General features: G+C 52.0%; 15 protein-coding genes. 9 read left to right on the forward strand and 6 right to left on the reverse strand.

Annotated elements, in window-relative coordinates:
* Positions 1-10: 10 nt before the first annotated feature.
* Positions 11-757 (reverse strand): MipA/OmpV family protein, encoded by a 747-nt coding sequence (locus KP80_RS01115; RefSeq protein ID WP_052281723.1) that lies wholly within the window; start codon positions 755-757, stop codon positions 11-13.
* Positions 758-1193: 436 nt separating this feature from the next.
* Between KP80_RS01115 and yeaG the strand changes: the two genes are divergently transcribed.
* The 5 genes from yeaG (at position 1194) to KP80_RS01140 (ending at position 7399) form a co-directional block, all read left to right on the forward strand.
* Positions 1194-3128 (forward strand): protein kinase YeaG, encoded by a 1935-nt coding sequence (gene yeaG / locus KP80_RS01120; RefSeq protein WP_052281724.1) that lies wholly within the window; start codon positions 1194-1196, stop codon positions 3126-3128.
* A 129-nt stretch (positions 3129-3257) separates the two neighbouring features.
* A complete protein-coding gene (locus KP80_RS01125) occupies positions 3258-4535 on the forward strand; it encodes a YeaH/YhbH family protein (protein WP_052281725.1) in 1278 nt (425 codons plus the stop codon).
* A 137-nt stretch (positions 4536-4672) separates the two neighbouring features.
* Positions 4673-6154: a diguanylate cyclase DgcJ gene (dgcJ, locus tag KP80_RS01130; RefSeq protein WP_052281726.1), complete on the forward strand. Its 1482-nt coding sequence runs from the start codon at positions 4673-4675 to the stop codon at positions 6152-6154.
* A 23-nt stretch (positions 6155-6177) separates the two neighbouring features.
* Positions 6178-6678, forward strand: a complete 501-nt coding sequence (locus tag KP80_RS01135) for a YbaK/prolyl-tRNA synthetase associated domain-containing protein (protein WP_052281727.1) — start codon at positions 6178-6180, stop codon at positions 6676-6678.
* Positions 6679-6952: 274 nt separating this feature from the next.
* The gene (locus tag KP80_RS01140; protein ID WP_052281728.1) at positions 6953-7399 is read left to right on the forward strand and encodes a DUF441 domain-containing protein; all 447 of its coding nucleotides are present in this window, start codon (positions 6953-6955) and stop codon (positions 7397-7399) included.
* Here the strand turns inward: KP80_RS01140 and KP80_RS01145 are convergent.
* Positions 7383-8177, reverse strand: a complete 795-nt coding sequence (locus KP80_RS01145; protein WP_197276127.1) for an AraC family transcriptional regulator — start codon at positions 8175-8177, stop codon at positions 7383-7385. The two genes, KP80_RS01140 and KP80_RS01145, sit on opposite strands and share 17 nt — an antisense overlap.
* A gap of 96 nt (positions 8178-8273) precedes the next feature.
* Between KP80_RS01145 and KP80_RS01150 the strand changes: the two genes are divergently transcribed.
* The gene (locus KP80_RS01150; RefSeq protein WP_052281730.1) at positions 8274-9458 is read left to right on the forward strand and encodes a CynX/NimT family MFS transporter; all 1185 of its coding nucleotides are present in this window, start codon (positions 8274-8276) and stop codon (positions 9456-9458) included.
* 59 nt (positions 9459-9517) lie between these two features.
* On the opposite strand, the gene KP80_RS01155 is transcribed toward KP80_RS01150, so the two are convergent.
* Positions 9518-10225 (reverse strand): CTP synthase, encoded by a 708-nt coding sequence (locus tag KP80_RS01155; protein WP_052281731.1) that lies wholly within the window; start codon positions 10223-10225, stop codon positions 9518-9520.
* Positions 10226-10364: 139 nt separating this feature from the next.
* Here KP80_RS01155 and KP80_RS01160 point away from each other — a divergent pair, with 139 nt between their 5' ends.
* Entirely contained in the window at positions 10365-10709 is a 345-nt protein-coding gene (locus KP80_RS01160) for a DUF488 domain-containing protein (protein WP_052281732.1), read from the forward strand.
* 28 nt (positions 10710-10737) lie between these two features.
* Here the strand turns inward: KP80_RS01160 and KP80_RS01165 are convergent, their stop codons facing one another.
* Both KP80_RS01165 and KP80_RS01170 read right to left on the reverse strand, forming a co-directional pair.
* Positions 10738-11043 (reverse strand): hypothetical protein, encoded by a 306-nt coding sequence (locus KP80_RS01165; RefSeq protein WP_052281733.1) that lies wholly within the window; start codon positions 11041-11043, stop codon positions 10738-10740.
* Between the two features lie 59 nt (positions 11044-11102).
* A complete protein-coding gene (locus KP80_RS01170) occupies positions 11103-11351 on the reverse strand; it encodes a DUF333 domain-containing protein (protein WP_052281734.1) in 249 nt (82 codons plus the stop codon).
* A gap of 321 nt (positions 11352-11672) precedes the next feature.
* On the opposite strand from KP80_RS01170, the gene KP80_RS01175 reads away from it, so the two are divergent.
* Both KP80_RS01175 and KP80_RS22980 read left to right on the forward strand, forming a co-directional pair.
* Entirely contained in the window at positions 11673-12692 is a 1020-nt protein-coding gene (locus KP80_RS01175) for a sensor domain-containing diguanylate cyclase (RefSeq protein ID WP_052281735.1), read from the forward strand.
* A 47-nt stretch (positions 12693-12739) separates the two neighbouring features.
* The gene (locus tag KP80_RS22980) at positions 12740-12844 is read left to right on the forward strand and encodes a YoaK family small membrane protein (protein WP_100249921.1); all 105 of its coding nucleotides are present in this window, start codon (positions 12740-12742) and stop codon (positions 12842-12844) included.
* A gap of 98 nt (positions 12845-12942) precedes the next feature.
* Here the strand turns inward: KP80_RS22980 and KP80_RS01180 are convergent, their stop codons facing one another.
* Complete coding sequence (locus KP80_RS01180) at positions 12943-14418, reverse strand: GGDEF domain-containing protein (protein WP_052281736.1); 1476 nt, start codon at positions 14416-14418, stop codon at positions 12943-12945.
* Between the last annotated feature and the right edge of the window lie 177 nt (positions 14419-14595).

The following is a 14595-nucleotide window of genomic DNA, read 5'->3' on the forward strand; positions in this document are numbered from 1 at the left end:
CAGACGATTTTTAGAAGGTGTAGGTCACACCAGTTGACAGCAGACCGGTCCAGCTTTTGTCGATCATTGGGCTATCGGTGATCTCATCGGACAGACGAGTGTAACGCGCGGTACCGTATACGCTCCAGTTACCGGCAAAGCGGTAGTTGGCGCTCATTTCCAGATACGGGTTCCAGCTACTGTTCGGATCGTAGCTACGCAGGCCGCTGCGCGCCGATTCATGACGGGAAACACCATAATAGTACTGGTTCTGGTTTTCGCTGTTCCACTGCACACCGATACCCGGCGTTAAGGTCAGACCGCCGTTGGTGTAGCGATAAACCCAGGCCGTATCCCAGACAATACCGTTGCTTTTATCCAGCGTATCGCCAGCAAGCGTGGTGCGCAGAGAACCGTACTGAGTATGGTGGAACCAGGAAAGCCCGGCCATCATCGTCGACTGACGGCGATCCAATTTACGCAGTTGGCTGTTGTCGCTATCGCCCGGTTTGAAGAACAGCGGAGACCAATAAGCCGTCAGCGAGAGCTGGTCTGTACCGTCATTCCACAGGTAGTAACCACCACCTAAACCACGGAACCAGAAGTTATCCCCTTCGTAATTAATTACCGGTACAGGGTATACATCGTGGTCGTACTGTTTGTATGGATGTTCAACAATCCCCACACCTGCGCCCAGCGAGAACTTGCTTTCCGCCTGTACAGCCGTTGCAGAAGTGGCAATCAGTATCCCTAGAGCAAGAAGTTTGATTCGATTCACAATCCGTAATTCCTTTTTATTCAACCTATCAGCCGCGGAAGTTTACATCCCACTGTGCGTTACCACAAATTTTTTACAGCAAAAGGCAAAATATCACTTGCAATTATCCCATCTACTTATGACGGTTCACTTGCAAATTCGTGACGGCTATATGAAAGAGTAAAAAAGATTAAAAAATTTAATGTCGTGTTATCTGATGAGTTATTGATATGTCATTGAAATTCGTTTTTATCGCCATGCAAGTTTTGCAAATGCCATCTACGCTTATTTTTAGAAGGTGTCATTGCCACGTACGTCCGCGTTAATTATCCGACAACCTGGCACACGGGTTGCTGGATAAAGCAGTGAGCGTCGTTTGGCTTAGCCCTTCCGGGAGCCCACACTATTCATACCAATGGCTCTTAACCTGTGCTAAAAAACGAAAGGACGGCATGCCATGAATATATTCGATCACTATCGCCAGCGCTATGAAGCTGCCAAGGACGAAGAGTTCACACTGCAGGAGTTTCTCGCCGTATGTAAGCAAGATCGCAGTGCCTATGCTAACGCGGCAGAACGGCTACTAACGGCTATTGGTGAGCCCGTAATGGTTGATACGGCTCAAGAACCGCGGCTTTCCCGTCTCTTTTCGAACCGAGTCATCGGACGCTATCCCGCGTTCGAAGAGTTCTATGGCATGGAAGAAGCCATTGAACAGATAGTTTCCTACCTGAAACACGCTGCCCAAGGGCTCGAAGAGAAGAAACAAATCCTTTATTTACTGGGCCCGGTGGGCGGCGGTAAATCTTCACTGGCTGAACGCCTGAAATCACTGATGCAGCGCGTTCCTATTTACGTACTCAGCGCTAACGGGGAACGCAGTCCGGTCAACGACCATCCGCTGTGTCTGTTTAATCCGCAGGAAGACGCGCAGATTCTGGATAAAGAGTACGGCATTCCGAATCGCTACCTCGGCACCATTATGTCGCCATGGGCCGCGAAACGGCTGCACGAATTTGGTGGTGACATTACCAAGTTCCGGGTGGTGAAAGTCTGGCCATCCATTCTGCAACAGATCGCGATTGCCAAAACGGAACCGGGCGATGAGAACAACCAGGACATTTCCGCACTGGTTGGTAAAGTCGATATCCGTAAACTGGAACACTTCGCACAAAACGACCCGGATGCCTACGGCTATTCCGGTGCGCTGTGCCGTGCCAACCAGGGGATTATGGAGTTCGTCGAGATGTTTAAAGCACCAATCAAGGTGCTGCATCCACTGTTGACCGCCACTCAGGAAGGTAACTATAACGGGACCGAAGGGATCTCTGCCCTGCCGTTCAATGGCATCATCCTTGCGCACTCCAACGAATCGGAGTGGGTGACCTTCCGCAACAACAAAAACAACGAAGCGTTCCTTGACCGTGTGTATATCGTTAAGGTGCCTTACTGCCTGCGGATCTCGGAAGAGATCAAAATTTACGAAAAACTGCTTAACAACAGTGAGTTGACCCATGCGCCGTGCGCGCCGGGCACTCTGGAAACGCTGTCACGCTTCTCGATTCTGTCACGTTTGAAAGAGCCGGAAAACTCCAGCATCTACTCGAAAATGCGCGTCTATGATGGTGAAAGCCTGAAAGACACCGACCCGAAAGCCAAGTCGTATCAGGAGTATCGCGACTATGCGGGTGTTGATGAAGGCATGAACGGTCTTTCTACCCGCTTCGCCTTCAAAATCCTTTCTCGCGTCTTCAACTTCGATCACGCAGAGGTGGCAGCAAACCCGGTGCACCTGTTCTACGTACTGGAACAGCAGATCGAACGCGAACAGTTCCCGCAGGAGCAGTCCGAACGCTACCTGGAATTCTTAAAAGGCTATCTGATCCCGAAATACGCCGAGTTCATCGGCAAAGAGATCCAGACCGCCTATCTGGAGTCCTACTCTGAGTACGGCCAGAATATTTTCGACCGTTACGTCACCTATGCGGATTTCTGGATTCAGGACCAGGAGTATCGCGATCCGGATACCGGACAGCTGTTTGACCGTGAATCGCTGAACGCTGAACTGGAAAAAATCGAGAAGCCGGCCGGGATCAGCAACCCGAAAGACTTCCGTAACGAGATTGTCAATTTTGTGCTGCGTGCCCGAGCCCATAACAACGGCCGCAACCCGAACTGGACAAGCTACGAGAAACTGCGCACGGTTATTGAGAAGAAAATGTTCTCCAATACCGAAGAGCTACTGCCGGTGATTTCGTTTAACGCGAAGACCTCAACCGATGAGCAGAAAAAACACGACGACTTCGTCGATCGGATGATGGAAAAAGGCTATACCCGTAAACAGGTTCGCCTGTTGTGTGAATGGTATCTGCGCGTCCGTAAGTCATCATAACAGCCAAAAATGGCCCGGAAGCAACCTGGTTGCTTACCGGGCTTGGGCACGGCGATACGCCCTGTCCTGCTCGCTTAGACGCGCGTAGGATATTGTGTATGAGTTGGCAAAGCAGTTCAGGAGGGGCTTATGACCTGGTTCATTGACCGGCGTCTGAACGGCAAAAACAAAAGCGCGGTTAACCGCCAGCGCTTCTTGCGCCGTTATAAAGCGCAAATAAAACAGTCGATCTCCGAAGCCATCAATAAACGTTCGGTGACCGATGTGGATAGCGGTGAATCCGTTTCGATCTCAACGGATGACATCAGCGAACCGATGTTCCATCAGGGACGCGGCGGATTACGTCACCGGGTACATCCCGGAAATGACCATTTTGTCCAAAACGATCGTATCGAGCGCCCTCAGGGCGGCGGCGGTGGTGGCGGTAGCGGCCAAGGCCAAGCCAGTGCCGATGGTGAAGGACAAGATGAGTTCGTGTTCCAGATTTCCAAAGATGAATACCTGGATCTGCTGTTTGAGGATCTGGCGCTCCCCAACCTCAAACGCAACCAGCAGCGTCAGTTGACCGAGTATAAAACCCACCGCGCAGGCTTTACCGCCAACGGTGTGCCTGCCAACATTAGCGTCGTGCGCTCACTGCAAAACTCGCTCGCCCGTCGAACGGCGATGACCGCGGGCAAGCGGCGCGAGCTACACGCGCTAGAAGAGACGCTCGAAGAGGTCGCCAAAAGCGAGCCAGCACAGCTGCTGGAGGAAGAGCGCTTACGCAAAGAGATAGCCGACCTGCGGGCTAAAATCGATCGCGTGCCGTTTATTGATACCTTTGATCTGCGTTACCGCAATTATGAAAAACGCCCGGAACCTTCCAGCCAGGCGGTGATGTTCTGTCTGATGGACGTTTCCGGTTCGATGGACCAGTCGACCAAAGACATGGCTAAACGCTTTTATATTCTGCTCTATCTGTTCCTGAGCCGGACTTATAAAAACGTTGAGGTGGTCTATATTCGCCACCACACCCAGGCCAAAGAGGTCGACGAGCACGAGTTCTTCTATTCTCAGGAAACCGGCGGCACCATTGTGTCCAGTGCTCTGAAGCTGATGGATGAAGTGGTCAAAGAACGTTATGACCCGGCGCAATGGAACATCTACGCGGCGCAGGCTTCGGATGGCGATAACTGGGCGGATGACTCCCCGCTTTGCCATGAAATTCTGGCGAAAAAAATCCTGCCGGTTGTGCGGTATTACAGCTATATCGAAATTACCCGACGGGCGCACCAGACGCTTTGGCGCGAATATGAACATCTGCAGCAGACTTTTGATAATTTTGCCATTCAGCATATTCGCGATCAGGAGGATATCTACCCGGTATTCCGCGAACTCTTTCACAAACAGAACGCTGATAAGTAACCTTGCACAGGCTGTCTCTTCGGAGACAGCCTTATCCTGATGCCCGATAAAACTTTCCGGGTTCTAATGTATAGCTAGAGAAGCCGTGCCCCCCATGGTAATATTCCGGCTGCCGCGGAAGAATTAATAATTTCACCATGAAACTGCAGAATAAAATACTACGCTTCGTCATTTCAGGTGGCGTAGTGATCCTCACCTCTTCATTTTTAATCTATGAATTGATCGCAACGCATCGGGATATGTCCGATTACATGAGATATATCATAGACAAAGGTGAATCAGCTTTTCTTTATGATAAATATCAGAACCAGCTGATTATTTCACAGCTATCCAGAAAGATAGATGACCGGCCCACCGTGGAATCTGCGGCGCGCGCCTGCGCAAGCGTGCAGCATCGCGGTGAGGTCAATGGTCTCAATATCGACGGCTACACCTATTCACCGCTTGAGGGCTCGCTCACCTCGGGTAAAACGCCGTGTTCGCAATGGGTCAATGATCTTCCCATGCTTGCCGCGTTTGATTTGGCTATTGCCAATAATACGGTCTGGAAACCGACGCTGCCCAACGAACCTAAGCCAAACCAGCATTTTCGATATTATATTGATTTAATGAATCAATATATCTATTTCAATTCTCCGGTCGTCATTACAGACCCCACGTTAACCAGCTGGAATTTTATCTACGGTAAACGTCTTGGTATTTCTCCCGCCAGCCTGGAAAATTTATTTCTGGGCCGAACGGTGGTCTCCAGTATCTACGTGGATACCTTTACCCGTAAGAATATCTTAACTTTCCTGACGCCGGTCTATCAGCACGAACAGCTGAAAGGCATCGTCATGGTTGACCTTTCGCGTCAGGATATGCGCGACGTTTTTTATACCCATGACCGCCCGCTAGTGTGGCGCTATCTCGATATCGTGTTCACAGATTCCGACACCAATGCCCACATCACGGTGCATCGCAGCGCGGCACATCTGTTGACCTACGTTCAGTACTCTCGCCCGCTGGCGGAAAACATGCACGTGGTTGTGTCGCTCGATGTGATGTATTTTCTGCTGAGCTCATGGAAGCTATTTTTGTTTTATCTGGTGACCACGCTCACCTTGTTGCATCTGGTGCGCACCCATTTTCGTCTGTACCGCACCGTCAGCAAAGAGAACATCAGCGACGCTCTCACCGGGCTGTATAACCGTAAAATTCTCTCGCAAGTGCAAAGCATGCGCCTACAGCGCCTGACAGAACAAGGTGCAGGCATCGTAGTTATCGCCTTAGATTGCGATAAGCTCAAACACATCAACGACACCTGGGGACACGACGAGGGCGACCGTGCCATTATCATGCTGGCAGAGGCGATTTCCGCCACTATTCGTAAAAGCGACTACGGTGTCCGACTTGGCGGCGATGAGTTCTGTATTATTCTGGTGGATTATGATGAGGCCGATGCTGAACTTATTCTCCAGCGTATCCGGGAACAGCTGGCATTGATAGACCATGAAAAACGCGTGAGTTTCTCCTCAGGCATTTACAAAATGCAGCCTGGTGATAGCCTCGATGAAGCGATGAAAATTGCCGATGAGCGCCTCTATCTGGATAAAAAAGCGCGCCACATTGTTGAATAACCCGTGACTCAATGGAGCAAAAAATGATAACCCCAGTATCGCCGAACATTCACCAGCAGTTGCTTGCGCTGCTAGACCAACATCAGGCCCGCTATCGGGTGATGACGCATGAAGCGGTCGGTAAATGCGAAGCCGTCTCTGAAATCCGCGGTACGGCGCTGGGTCAGGGTGCCAAGGCGCTGGTATGTAAAGTGAAAGGCAATGGGGTAAACCAGCATGTGCTGGCCATTCTGGCCGCCGATCAGCAAGCGGATCTATCACAATTAGCACAGCACATCGGGGGGTTAAAAGCGTCCCTGGCAAGCCCGGCGGAAGTCAATGCGCTCACCGCCTGCGTGTTTGGTGCCATTCCCCCCTTTAGCTTCCACAGTGCGCTACGCTTAATCGCTGACCCGCTGCTGTTTGACCGTTTTGATGAAATTGCCTTCAACGCCGGTAGCCTGGAAAAATCGGTCATTCTGAATACCGAAGACTACCTGCGTATTGCTCAGCCAGAGCTGGTCGATTTTCGGCGCCAGGCCTGATGCTAATGCACTCATAAGCACAGACTCTCTTGCCGGATGCAAACGGGACAATAAAGATGATTCCGCTGTTTATTCGCGAAGGAAGTCTATTAATCACCCTGTTAGTCAAATAATCAGGCAAATGCCTGAAATCCACTGTAAAAGTTGAAAAAGACCTGTTTCCTGACGCGGACTTGCGTACAGTAAAGGGGACTACGCAAGCCGCTGCTCAGGCAGTGGCCACAATAAAATGCGTAGCGCGGTCTTTTTCGATTTTTGCAAGGATTACCTCTGTATGCTCGATACTACCCTGATTATTCTGCTGGGCCTGGCGGCGCTTGGCTTTGTCAGTCACAACACCACTGTCGCCGTTTCTATTCTTGTTCTGATTATCATCCGCGTCACGCCGCTGAGCGTCTTTTTCCCGTGGGTAGAAAAACAGGGGCTGAGCATCGGGATTATTATCCTGACCATCAGCGTCATGGCACCAATTGCTAGCGGCGCACTGCCGGCCAGCACGCTGCTGCACTCGTTCGCTAACTGGAAATCATTGGTGGCGATTGCCGTGGGCGTATTTGTCTCATGGCTTGGCGGGCGCGGCGTGACGCTTATGGGCAGTCAGCCGCATCTGGTGGCAGGTTTGCTGATCGGCACCGTGCTCGGTGTCGCGCTGTTCCGCGGCGTCCCGGTGGGGCCGCTGATTGCCGCAGGCCTGGTGTCGCTGCTTATTGGGAAGTCGTAGTCAGCGCTGACAGATAACGTCCCGGCGTTTGCCCTAGCCCTTTACGGAACATGGTGATAAACGCGGTTGTAGAGTCGTAGCCTAGCGACAATGCGACCTGCTGGACGTTGAGCCCGCGCACCAACATTTGCAGCGCGAGGATCAGCTGCAGCTGGTGTCGCCAGCGACGAAAATTCAGCCCGGTCTCTTTCACCACCAGCCGGGCAAGATTACGCTCACTCATCGCAAACCGACTGGCCCACTGACTCAGGGTTTGCCATTGCGCCGGTTCGGCTTCCATCATCTCCACCATCAGACGAATCTTGGGATGGGTCGAGACCGGTAGTTGGAGCTGTTGCTCCGGCTGCTGCGGGAGCTCATCAAATAGCACCTGAATGAGGCGTTGTGTTTCAGGGGCCTGACGCGCCGCTTCATCGCGCTGGGCAAGGCTCAGAATCAACTCGCGTACCAGCGGCGATATTTTCAAGGTGCAGCAATGCGCCGGCATTTTTGCCGCACCCGGCTCAATGAATAAAAAGCACAGCTCCGCCCGTGGTGTGGCGCGGTTGCTATGCGGCACTTCACCCGGAACCCACACCGCAAACTGCGGCGGCACCATCCACAGTGCGTTGGCTACTTCACAGGTAATGGCCCCATGCAGCGCCAGAATCAGCTGCCCTTTGCGATGCTGATGCTCTGGGATGTACTGCTCCCCTTCCACCACCTGAATACCAAATGCCACCGCAGCATCCTGATGACTATCCGGGTGATAGCCATCTAATCCGAGTCCCAACATGATTTTGTCCGATTTTAGCGATTATCTGTCATTTTAGCTTGATTTAAACAAAGTCCAAACCGGGTATCGTAGTCATCCCATTATTTAGTTGAGAAGACTATGTCTCGCACACTTCCTTCTTCCAGCCAACGCTGGTTACTGATTGTTGGTATTTTACTGATTGCCTCGACGCTGCGCGTCACGTTCACCGGTGCCGCACCGCTACTGGACGCCATTCGCGCTGATTACGGCCTCACCACGGCGCAAACGGGATTATTAACCACCCTGCCATTGCTGGCATTTGGCCTTGTTTCGCCCTTGGCCGCCGGCATCGCCCGTCGCCTGGGCATGGAGCGCAGCCTGTTTATCGCGATGCTGCTGATCTGTGCCGGTATCGCGATTCGTTCTCTCCCGTCGGCCCTGCTCATGTTTGTCGGTACTGCGATAATTGGCTGTGGGATTGCGCTGGGTAACGTACTGCTGCCAGGCTTAATTAAACGTGATTTCTCAAGCCATGTAGCCAAATTCACCGGGGCCTATTCGGTGACTATGGGAGCCGCAGCAGCGCTGGGCTCTGCGCTGGTAGTACCGATTGCGCTAAACGGCTTTGGCTGGCGCGGCGCGCTGCTGACGCTGATGGTCTTTCCGCTGCTAGCCCTGATTTTCTGGCTGCCGCAGTGGCGGGCCACGCAAAGCACCAACATCTCCGGCAGCGGCGCGGCCCATAACCGAGGAATTTGGCGCTCGGCGCTGGCCTGGCAGGTGACGCTGTTCCTCGGTCTCAACTCGCTGGTCTATTACGTCATCATCGGCTGGCTTCCTGCCATTCTGATTAGCCAGGGCTACAGCGAGGCGCAGGCTGGCTCTCTGCATGGCCTGCTGCAGCTGGCAACAGCGGCACCCGGTATCGTGATTCCGCTAATCCTTCATCGTTTAAAAGACCAGCGTGGAATTGCCATCATTGCGGCGCTGATGTGTGCTGCCAGCGTGCTGGGTTTCATCCTTGTACCGTCACAGGCCGTCATCTGGACGCTTGTCTACGGCTTTGGTTCAGGCGCAACGATGATCCTTGGGCTTACCTTTATCGGGCTACGCGCAAGCTCCGCGCACCAGGCGGCCGCACTCTCCGGGATGGCACAAACCGTTGGTTATTTACTGGCAGCATGTGGGCCACCGCTGATGGGGAAAATGCATGACGTGAGTGGCTCATGGCACATATCGCTGATTTGCGTCGCTATCTTTTCGCTGGTGATGGCGGTATTTGGCGGATTAGCAGGACGTAACCGGGAAATTAACGCGGATTAATCACCGTTGCAGAATGGCAAAAGGCGCGATATCAATCGCGCCTTTTGATTATGAGCCGCTTAGTTTGCGGCGGCGTGCAGGAATGCCTGCACCAGCGGCGCCGGACGTCCAGCCAGCGCATTGCGCTCATGCTGGAACAGCGTTGCCACGAAGAAGGGATGGGTTATCAGTTCGACCGCACGAATATCGCCGTTTTCATCCCAGCCGGTGACCCGCAGCGGCTGGGTTTCCAGCTCAACCGAGAATTCCGGGGAGATACCGTAGTTGCAGTGATAGCCCTCTTCAATGCTGTCACGGCCGTAGGCACGGGCAATCAACGTATTCGCACGCAGTTCGATAGTGTCACTTTTTTCCACCAGCGAGCAGGCCAGCGGTGCAATCACCATACGTCCTTCACTGTCTGTTTCCGCGTGCGCCGCATCATCCCATCCCATCACGTTACGCGCATACTCAATAATCGCGTGCTGGAAACCACCACAGGTGCCAAGGAACGGCAGGCTGTTTTCGCGCGCATAGCGTACCGCCGTCAGCGCCCCATCCATGTTCTTATACGGGCTCGCCGGCACCAGCCAGATGGCGTCATAGTCAGCGAATTCTTCGCCGCTCTTAATGGAGTCGGTTGCCAGCCAATCATAGGTCACGGCAAGTTCCAGCACTGCCGCAGCATCATCAATAGCTAAAGGGATCGCCTGATGCGCAATGACATCGGCATTATAGTCGCCAACAAGAGCGATACGAAGAGAGGGAGTTACAGCAGCGTTTTCCATGGGAGTCCTTATGTGCAGGCTTTAACGAACGGCATAAGGAGCCTCAGACTAGCGATCTCTGAAAGAGATAGCAACACCCAGATAGCGAACCCCGCCATTCTTTGTGGTATGGTCAAAAAAGGATAAAGGGAGGAAGGATATGATCCAGTGTAAACGCGTTTATGAGGACGCCGCGCCCGATGATGGTTACCGCGTTCTGGTTGATAGACTCTGGCCACGGGGTATCAAAAAGGAGGACCTTGTTTACGATGAATGGTGCAAGGATTTGACACCGTCAGCCGAACTTCGCAAAGCCTATCACGGTGAAGTTATCGATTTTCCTACATTTTGCCAGCATTATCGCGAGGAGCTGTCGCACCATCGCGATGACGGCCTACGTCTGGCGGAAATAGCAAAAAACCGGGGGCTGACCCTTGTTTACGCCACCACCAACACCGTGCAAAACCACGCCCGAGTCCTCGCGGACTGGCTGAAAAATCTCTAACGTTGTCGCGGCGCCTTCGGGCGTCGCGTTATCCCACCAGCGCAGCGCGCTCTTCCGCTGGCAGTGCGTCAGGCGTCAGCGGCATCAGATATTCAGCGCGGACAAACGCAAAACCGTGTTGCCCTTCACCGGTACTCACATCACCGGTAACCAGCCACAGCGCGCGCGGCGCATCGGCAGCCAGTTCCGTCATCACACCATTGACCGGATTCAGGCAACGCTCTCCGGGGTTAATCAACGCGAACAGCTCAACGCTCTTACCAATGTTGGCGCGACCTGCAGCGGTACGGGCACCAATAATAATCGCGGTGGAACCCGGTTTTAGCGAAAACATACGACTCTCGTTACTCAGATTTATCCTGGGATGCATTTTACTGGAAGCATCCCCGGCTGTCATTTTTTCTGCGGGTGGTCGCGACGCCACAGCGCCCATTCTTCAATCGTTTCACCATTTGGCAGTTTGCACAGGCTGAACTGACCCTCTGCATTCACCTGCGGAATACTCTCTCCCCCCTTCTGCTGGCAGTAAACCGCAGCAGGATTCGCCATACCGACCTGCGGCGGCTTCGGCGCATCCTGGACCGATGGTTTCGCACAACCGACAAGGAGCAGAGGCAACATTAAACCAATACGATACAACATAATCATTCCTTATTTTCGGTGGGAGTTTAGCTTTAAACTCCATAATTTCTTCATTTTAGCTACACTTTTGCGACGTAAAGTGGCTCTCGTTCTCAACTGACCAGAGAACAGAACATTCCATAATCAATGAGTTATTTTTGCCCCATCACCCCCGATGGGGCTTTTTTTTGCCTGTAACTCGCACCCGATATTCTGCAATAAAACACCTTTTGGTGACAGGATGCTTACCTTCTCGATACATAATGTATAAAATTTAGTTAATCCGATTTCGTTTAGGATCATACACTATCACTTACACCTTTATCGGGGACCTTCGTTTTCATGTCAGATATTATCCTTGCCCGAGTATCACAAACACTTGCCACCGAACAGTCTCTGGAGAGCCTTGTTCGTCAACTGCTTGAAATGCTTGAGTTAGTCACTAACATGGAATCCACGTATCTGACAAAAATTGATACTCAGGCCGACCTCCAGCACATTGTCTATTCGCACAACAGTGGCGAAATGAACATCCCAGAAAATCTTTCCGTCCCTTGGGGAGATACCCTGTGCAAGCGGGCAATGGACGATAAGTGCTTCTATAGCGATCACGTGCCGGAACAGTGGAGCGACTGTGACGCGGCGAAAGCATTAGGCATTACCACGTTTCTCAGCACACCAATCCATCTGACTGATGGTTCGCTGTACGGCACGCTGTGTGCCACGAGCACCCAACAAAAGCCGCTCAGCTTCAACAGCGAGCACGTCCTTCAGCTATTTGCGAGCATTATCGCCCGCTACATCGAGAAAGAATCCCTGGTATCTCAGCTGCAGGAGGCCAACGCCGCCCTGATTTATCACTCCTACACCGATGCGCTAACCGGATTGCCTAATCGCCGGGCGGTCTTTGATAATCTGGAGATGCTGTTTTCCCTGGCAAGGCACCTTAACCACGGCGTATTGCTGGCGTTTATCGATCTCGATAACTTTAAAAAGATTAACGATCTCTACGGGCACCAGGCTGGAGATGCCTTTTTACAACAGGTTGGGCAGCGCCTGAAGCTGGGTATTTCGGCAGACGATCAGCTCGGCCGGCTCGGCGGAGATGAGTTTATGGTGGCAACGCTGTCCCGGACGACTGAACAGCTTGCGCGATTCACCGAAGCCCTGCGGCATCTGTTGGTCGGTGACTATCTGCTCGGAGATACGCTAATCCATTATCCTGGCGCCAGTATCGGTACCGTGGTTATCGATCCCAACGAGATGAATCCCGATAGCGCCCTGCGTGCCGCCGATAGCGCAATGTACGAGGATAAAAAATTTCGCCATCGCACGGAAATTAGCGTCCAGCGGGTGGGATAATTACAGTATCATACGCGGCATACAGAAATAGAAATCAGGATGTCATAATGAGACTGGGTATCGCTTTCCCCATCGTTATCTTCTTTATCGCAGTGATTTTTCTGGGCTGGTTCTTTATTGGCGGGTATGCGCTACCGGGAGGAGCACAATGAGAAAGACCACGATTATCATGCTTATCATCGCCATCATCACCGTTGTCGGCGTTGAGTTCGGTTGGTGGTAAGCCGGAGATAAGCCGCTTGTCGTCGGCTTATCGCCTTTCTCCACGATTTTTCTTCATCTGATACATCTGCGTATCGGCCTGTTGGATAGCGGCATCCAGCGTATCCACGCACGGGGCCACCCCCCATGATACCGATAGTGGCACCGACTGTTCATCAGGGCTAAATGGGAACACGGCAATTTTGGCAGCGATACGCTCCGCCACCATATGAGCATGCGCAATGTCCGTACGGCTTAATAGCACAATAAACTCATCGCCACCGCTGCGAATGACCCAATCACCGTTCGCCCGCACATCGCCAAGCATACACTGCGCGATAGCCTGTAATGCCCGATCCCCTGCTTTATGACCGTAGCTATCGTTTATGTGCTTAAATTTATTGCAGTCGAAGAGAATCACCGTCGTAAACGGCAGCGAACGTTGCTGAATGAGCGCAAAAATATTACGTGTAAAACAGCCAGTAAGCGGGTCACGATAGAAACGAAGATCGGCGCGGTTAAGATGAAAGCGAATTAAGAAGAACAGTAGTATTAATAACGCTGGCGCCATGCCCACGATGGCTAGTGCATTAGCATCATGCGCAATAAACAACCATACCGGCAGCGCATATTTAATTTCATAGCGCGATGACACTTCGTGAATATGATAGCGATCCAACCAGCGGCAGTTGTTAATAATACACATCACCTCGCCGGTTTGTCTGCTTTGTAACCCCAGAATCAACCCCTTAGGTACCTGCTGATTAAACGCTACTTGCAGCATTCGCTGTAATTCTGGACGTGAAAGATCGTAGGCCAGATAGCCGATAATATGGTTACTCGGGTCCCCCTCAGACAGGTCGTAAATATAGCTCACCACGCTGTACGCCATATCACCGGTTATTTTATCTTTGTAGAAATCCGTTACGCTAAGCGACTTCTTGAGGATGCTTTTTTGCAGCACACGGTCGTAAAACATTTCCGGTTCAGCGAAAAAGGCGTGGGGATTGTTTGCCATTTTCGACGAAGTGAAGGTAAACGGCACAGAATCTAAAGCATTAAACCAGTAAAACCAGCGTCCGTTGCTGTCGATAATATAGCGATGAGTATCGTGTTGTTCAGGATTCAAGGTACGGACTTTATCGCGAATATATTCCGCCGTGACGTACATACAGCGCGCACTACGATCCGGCTTCTTTGCGATCAACGCCCCATGGTTGCTATCCTGCGCGCCGGGAGTGGCATTCACCCCCCACGCTTCACCACGAGGCTCAAAGATGTCGGCCTCGCCACAGAGAAAATGACGGCTAACCTGCTGGTAACGCACGCCTGCAGCTTCAGCCATTAACTCATTGTCGTTAAACATGGTCATCATCTGATTTTGCAACTCGTGAATGCCTTCGTTTACCTGCGATAGTGCGCGCTGATAAAGAAAAAAGAGTGCCAGGCAGATAAGCAGACAGGTCACCAACACCGATGCTAACAGTGACTGCTTTTTGCGTAGACTATCCTGAATAATTCTCACCGATACCCCGTACTGATGGCCCCAATCCTTTAAACGCCACCTACGCAATCAACTCGCGTCACGGTTCGTTTACGTTACGTCTCGTGATCAGTATGGATGAAAATATTCGCAGGCAGGGATTTGATCGTGTCAGGTATCATTCACAATGGCAATAGGATTTGCGGAAGGCGAGCTGAA

Origin of the sequence: Kluyvera genomosp. 1 (assembly GCF_001266615.1) — a bacterium.
Taxonomy (GTDB): domain Bacteria; phylum Pseudomonadota; class Gammaproteobacteria; order Enterobacterales; family Enterobacteriaceae; genus Kluyvera; species Kluyvera cryocrescens_A.

Coding starts and splice junctions, on each gene's coding strand:
- KP80_RS01135 (WP_052281727.1), top strand. CDS start 6,178: ATGATAACCCCAGTATCGCCGAACATTCACCAGCAGTTGCTTGCGCTG.
- KP80_RS01125 (WP_052281725.1), top strand. CDS start 3,258: ATGACCTGGTTCATTGACCGGCGTCTGAACGGCAAAAACAAAAGCGCG.
- KP80_RS22980 (WP_100249921.1), top strand. CDS start 12,740: ATGAGACTGGGTATCGCTTTCCCCATCGTTATCTTCTTTATCGCAGTG.
- KP80_RS01150 (WP_052281730.1), top strand. CDS start 8,274: ATGTCTCGCACACTTCCTTCTTCCAGCCAACGCTGGTTACTGATTGTT.
- KP80_RS01155 (WP_052281731.1), bottom strand. CDS start 10,225: ATGGAAAACGCTGCTGTAACTCCCTCTCTTCGTATCGCTCTTGTTGGC.
- KP80_RS01140 (WP_052281728.1), top strand. CDS start 6,953: ATGCTCGATACTACCCTGATTATTCTGCTGGGCCTGGCGGCGCTTGGC.
- dgcJ (WP_052281726.1), top strand. CDS start 4,673: ATGAAACTGCAGAATAAAATACTACGCTTCGTCATTTCAGGTGGCGTA.
- yeaG (WP_052281724.1), top strand. CDS start 1,194: ATGAATATATTCGATCACTATCGCCAGCGCTATGAAGCTGCCAAGGAC.
- KP80_RS01160 (WP_052281732.1), top strand. CDS start 10,365: ATGATCCAGTGTAAACGCGTTTATGAGGACGCCGCGCCCGATGATGGT.
- KP80_RS01170 (WP_052281734.1), bottom strand. CDS start 11,351: ATGTTGTATCGTATTGGTTTAATGTTGCCTCTGCTCCTTGTCGGTTGT.
- KP80_RS01175 (WP_052281735.1), top strand. CDS start 11,673: ATGTCAGATATTATCCTTGCCCGAGTATCACAAACACTTGCCACCGAA.
- KP80_RS01165 (WP_052281733.1), bottom strand. CDS start 11,043: ATGTTTTCGCTAAAACCGGGTTCCACCGCGATTATTATTGGTGCCCGT.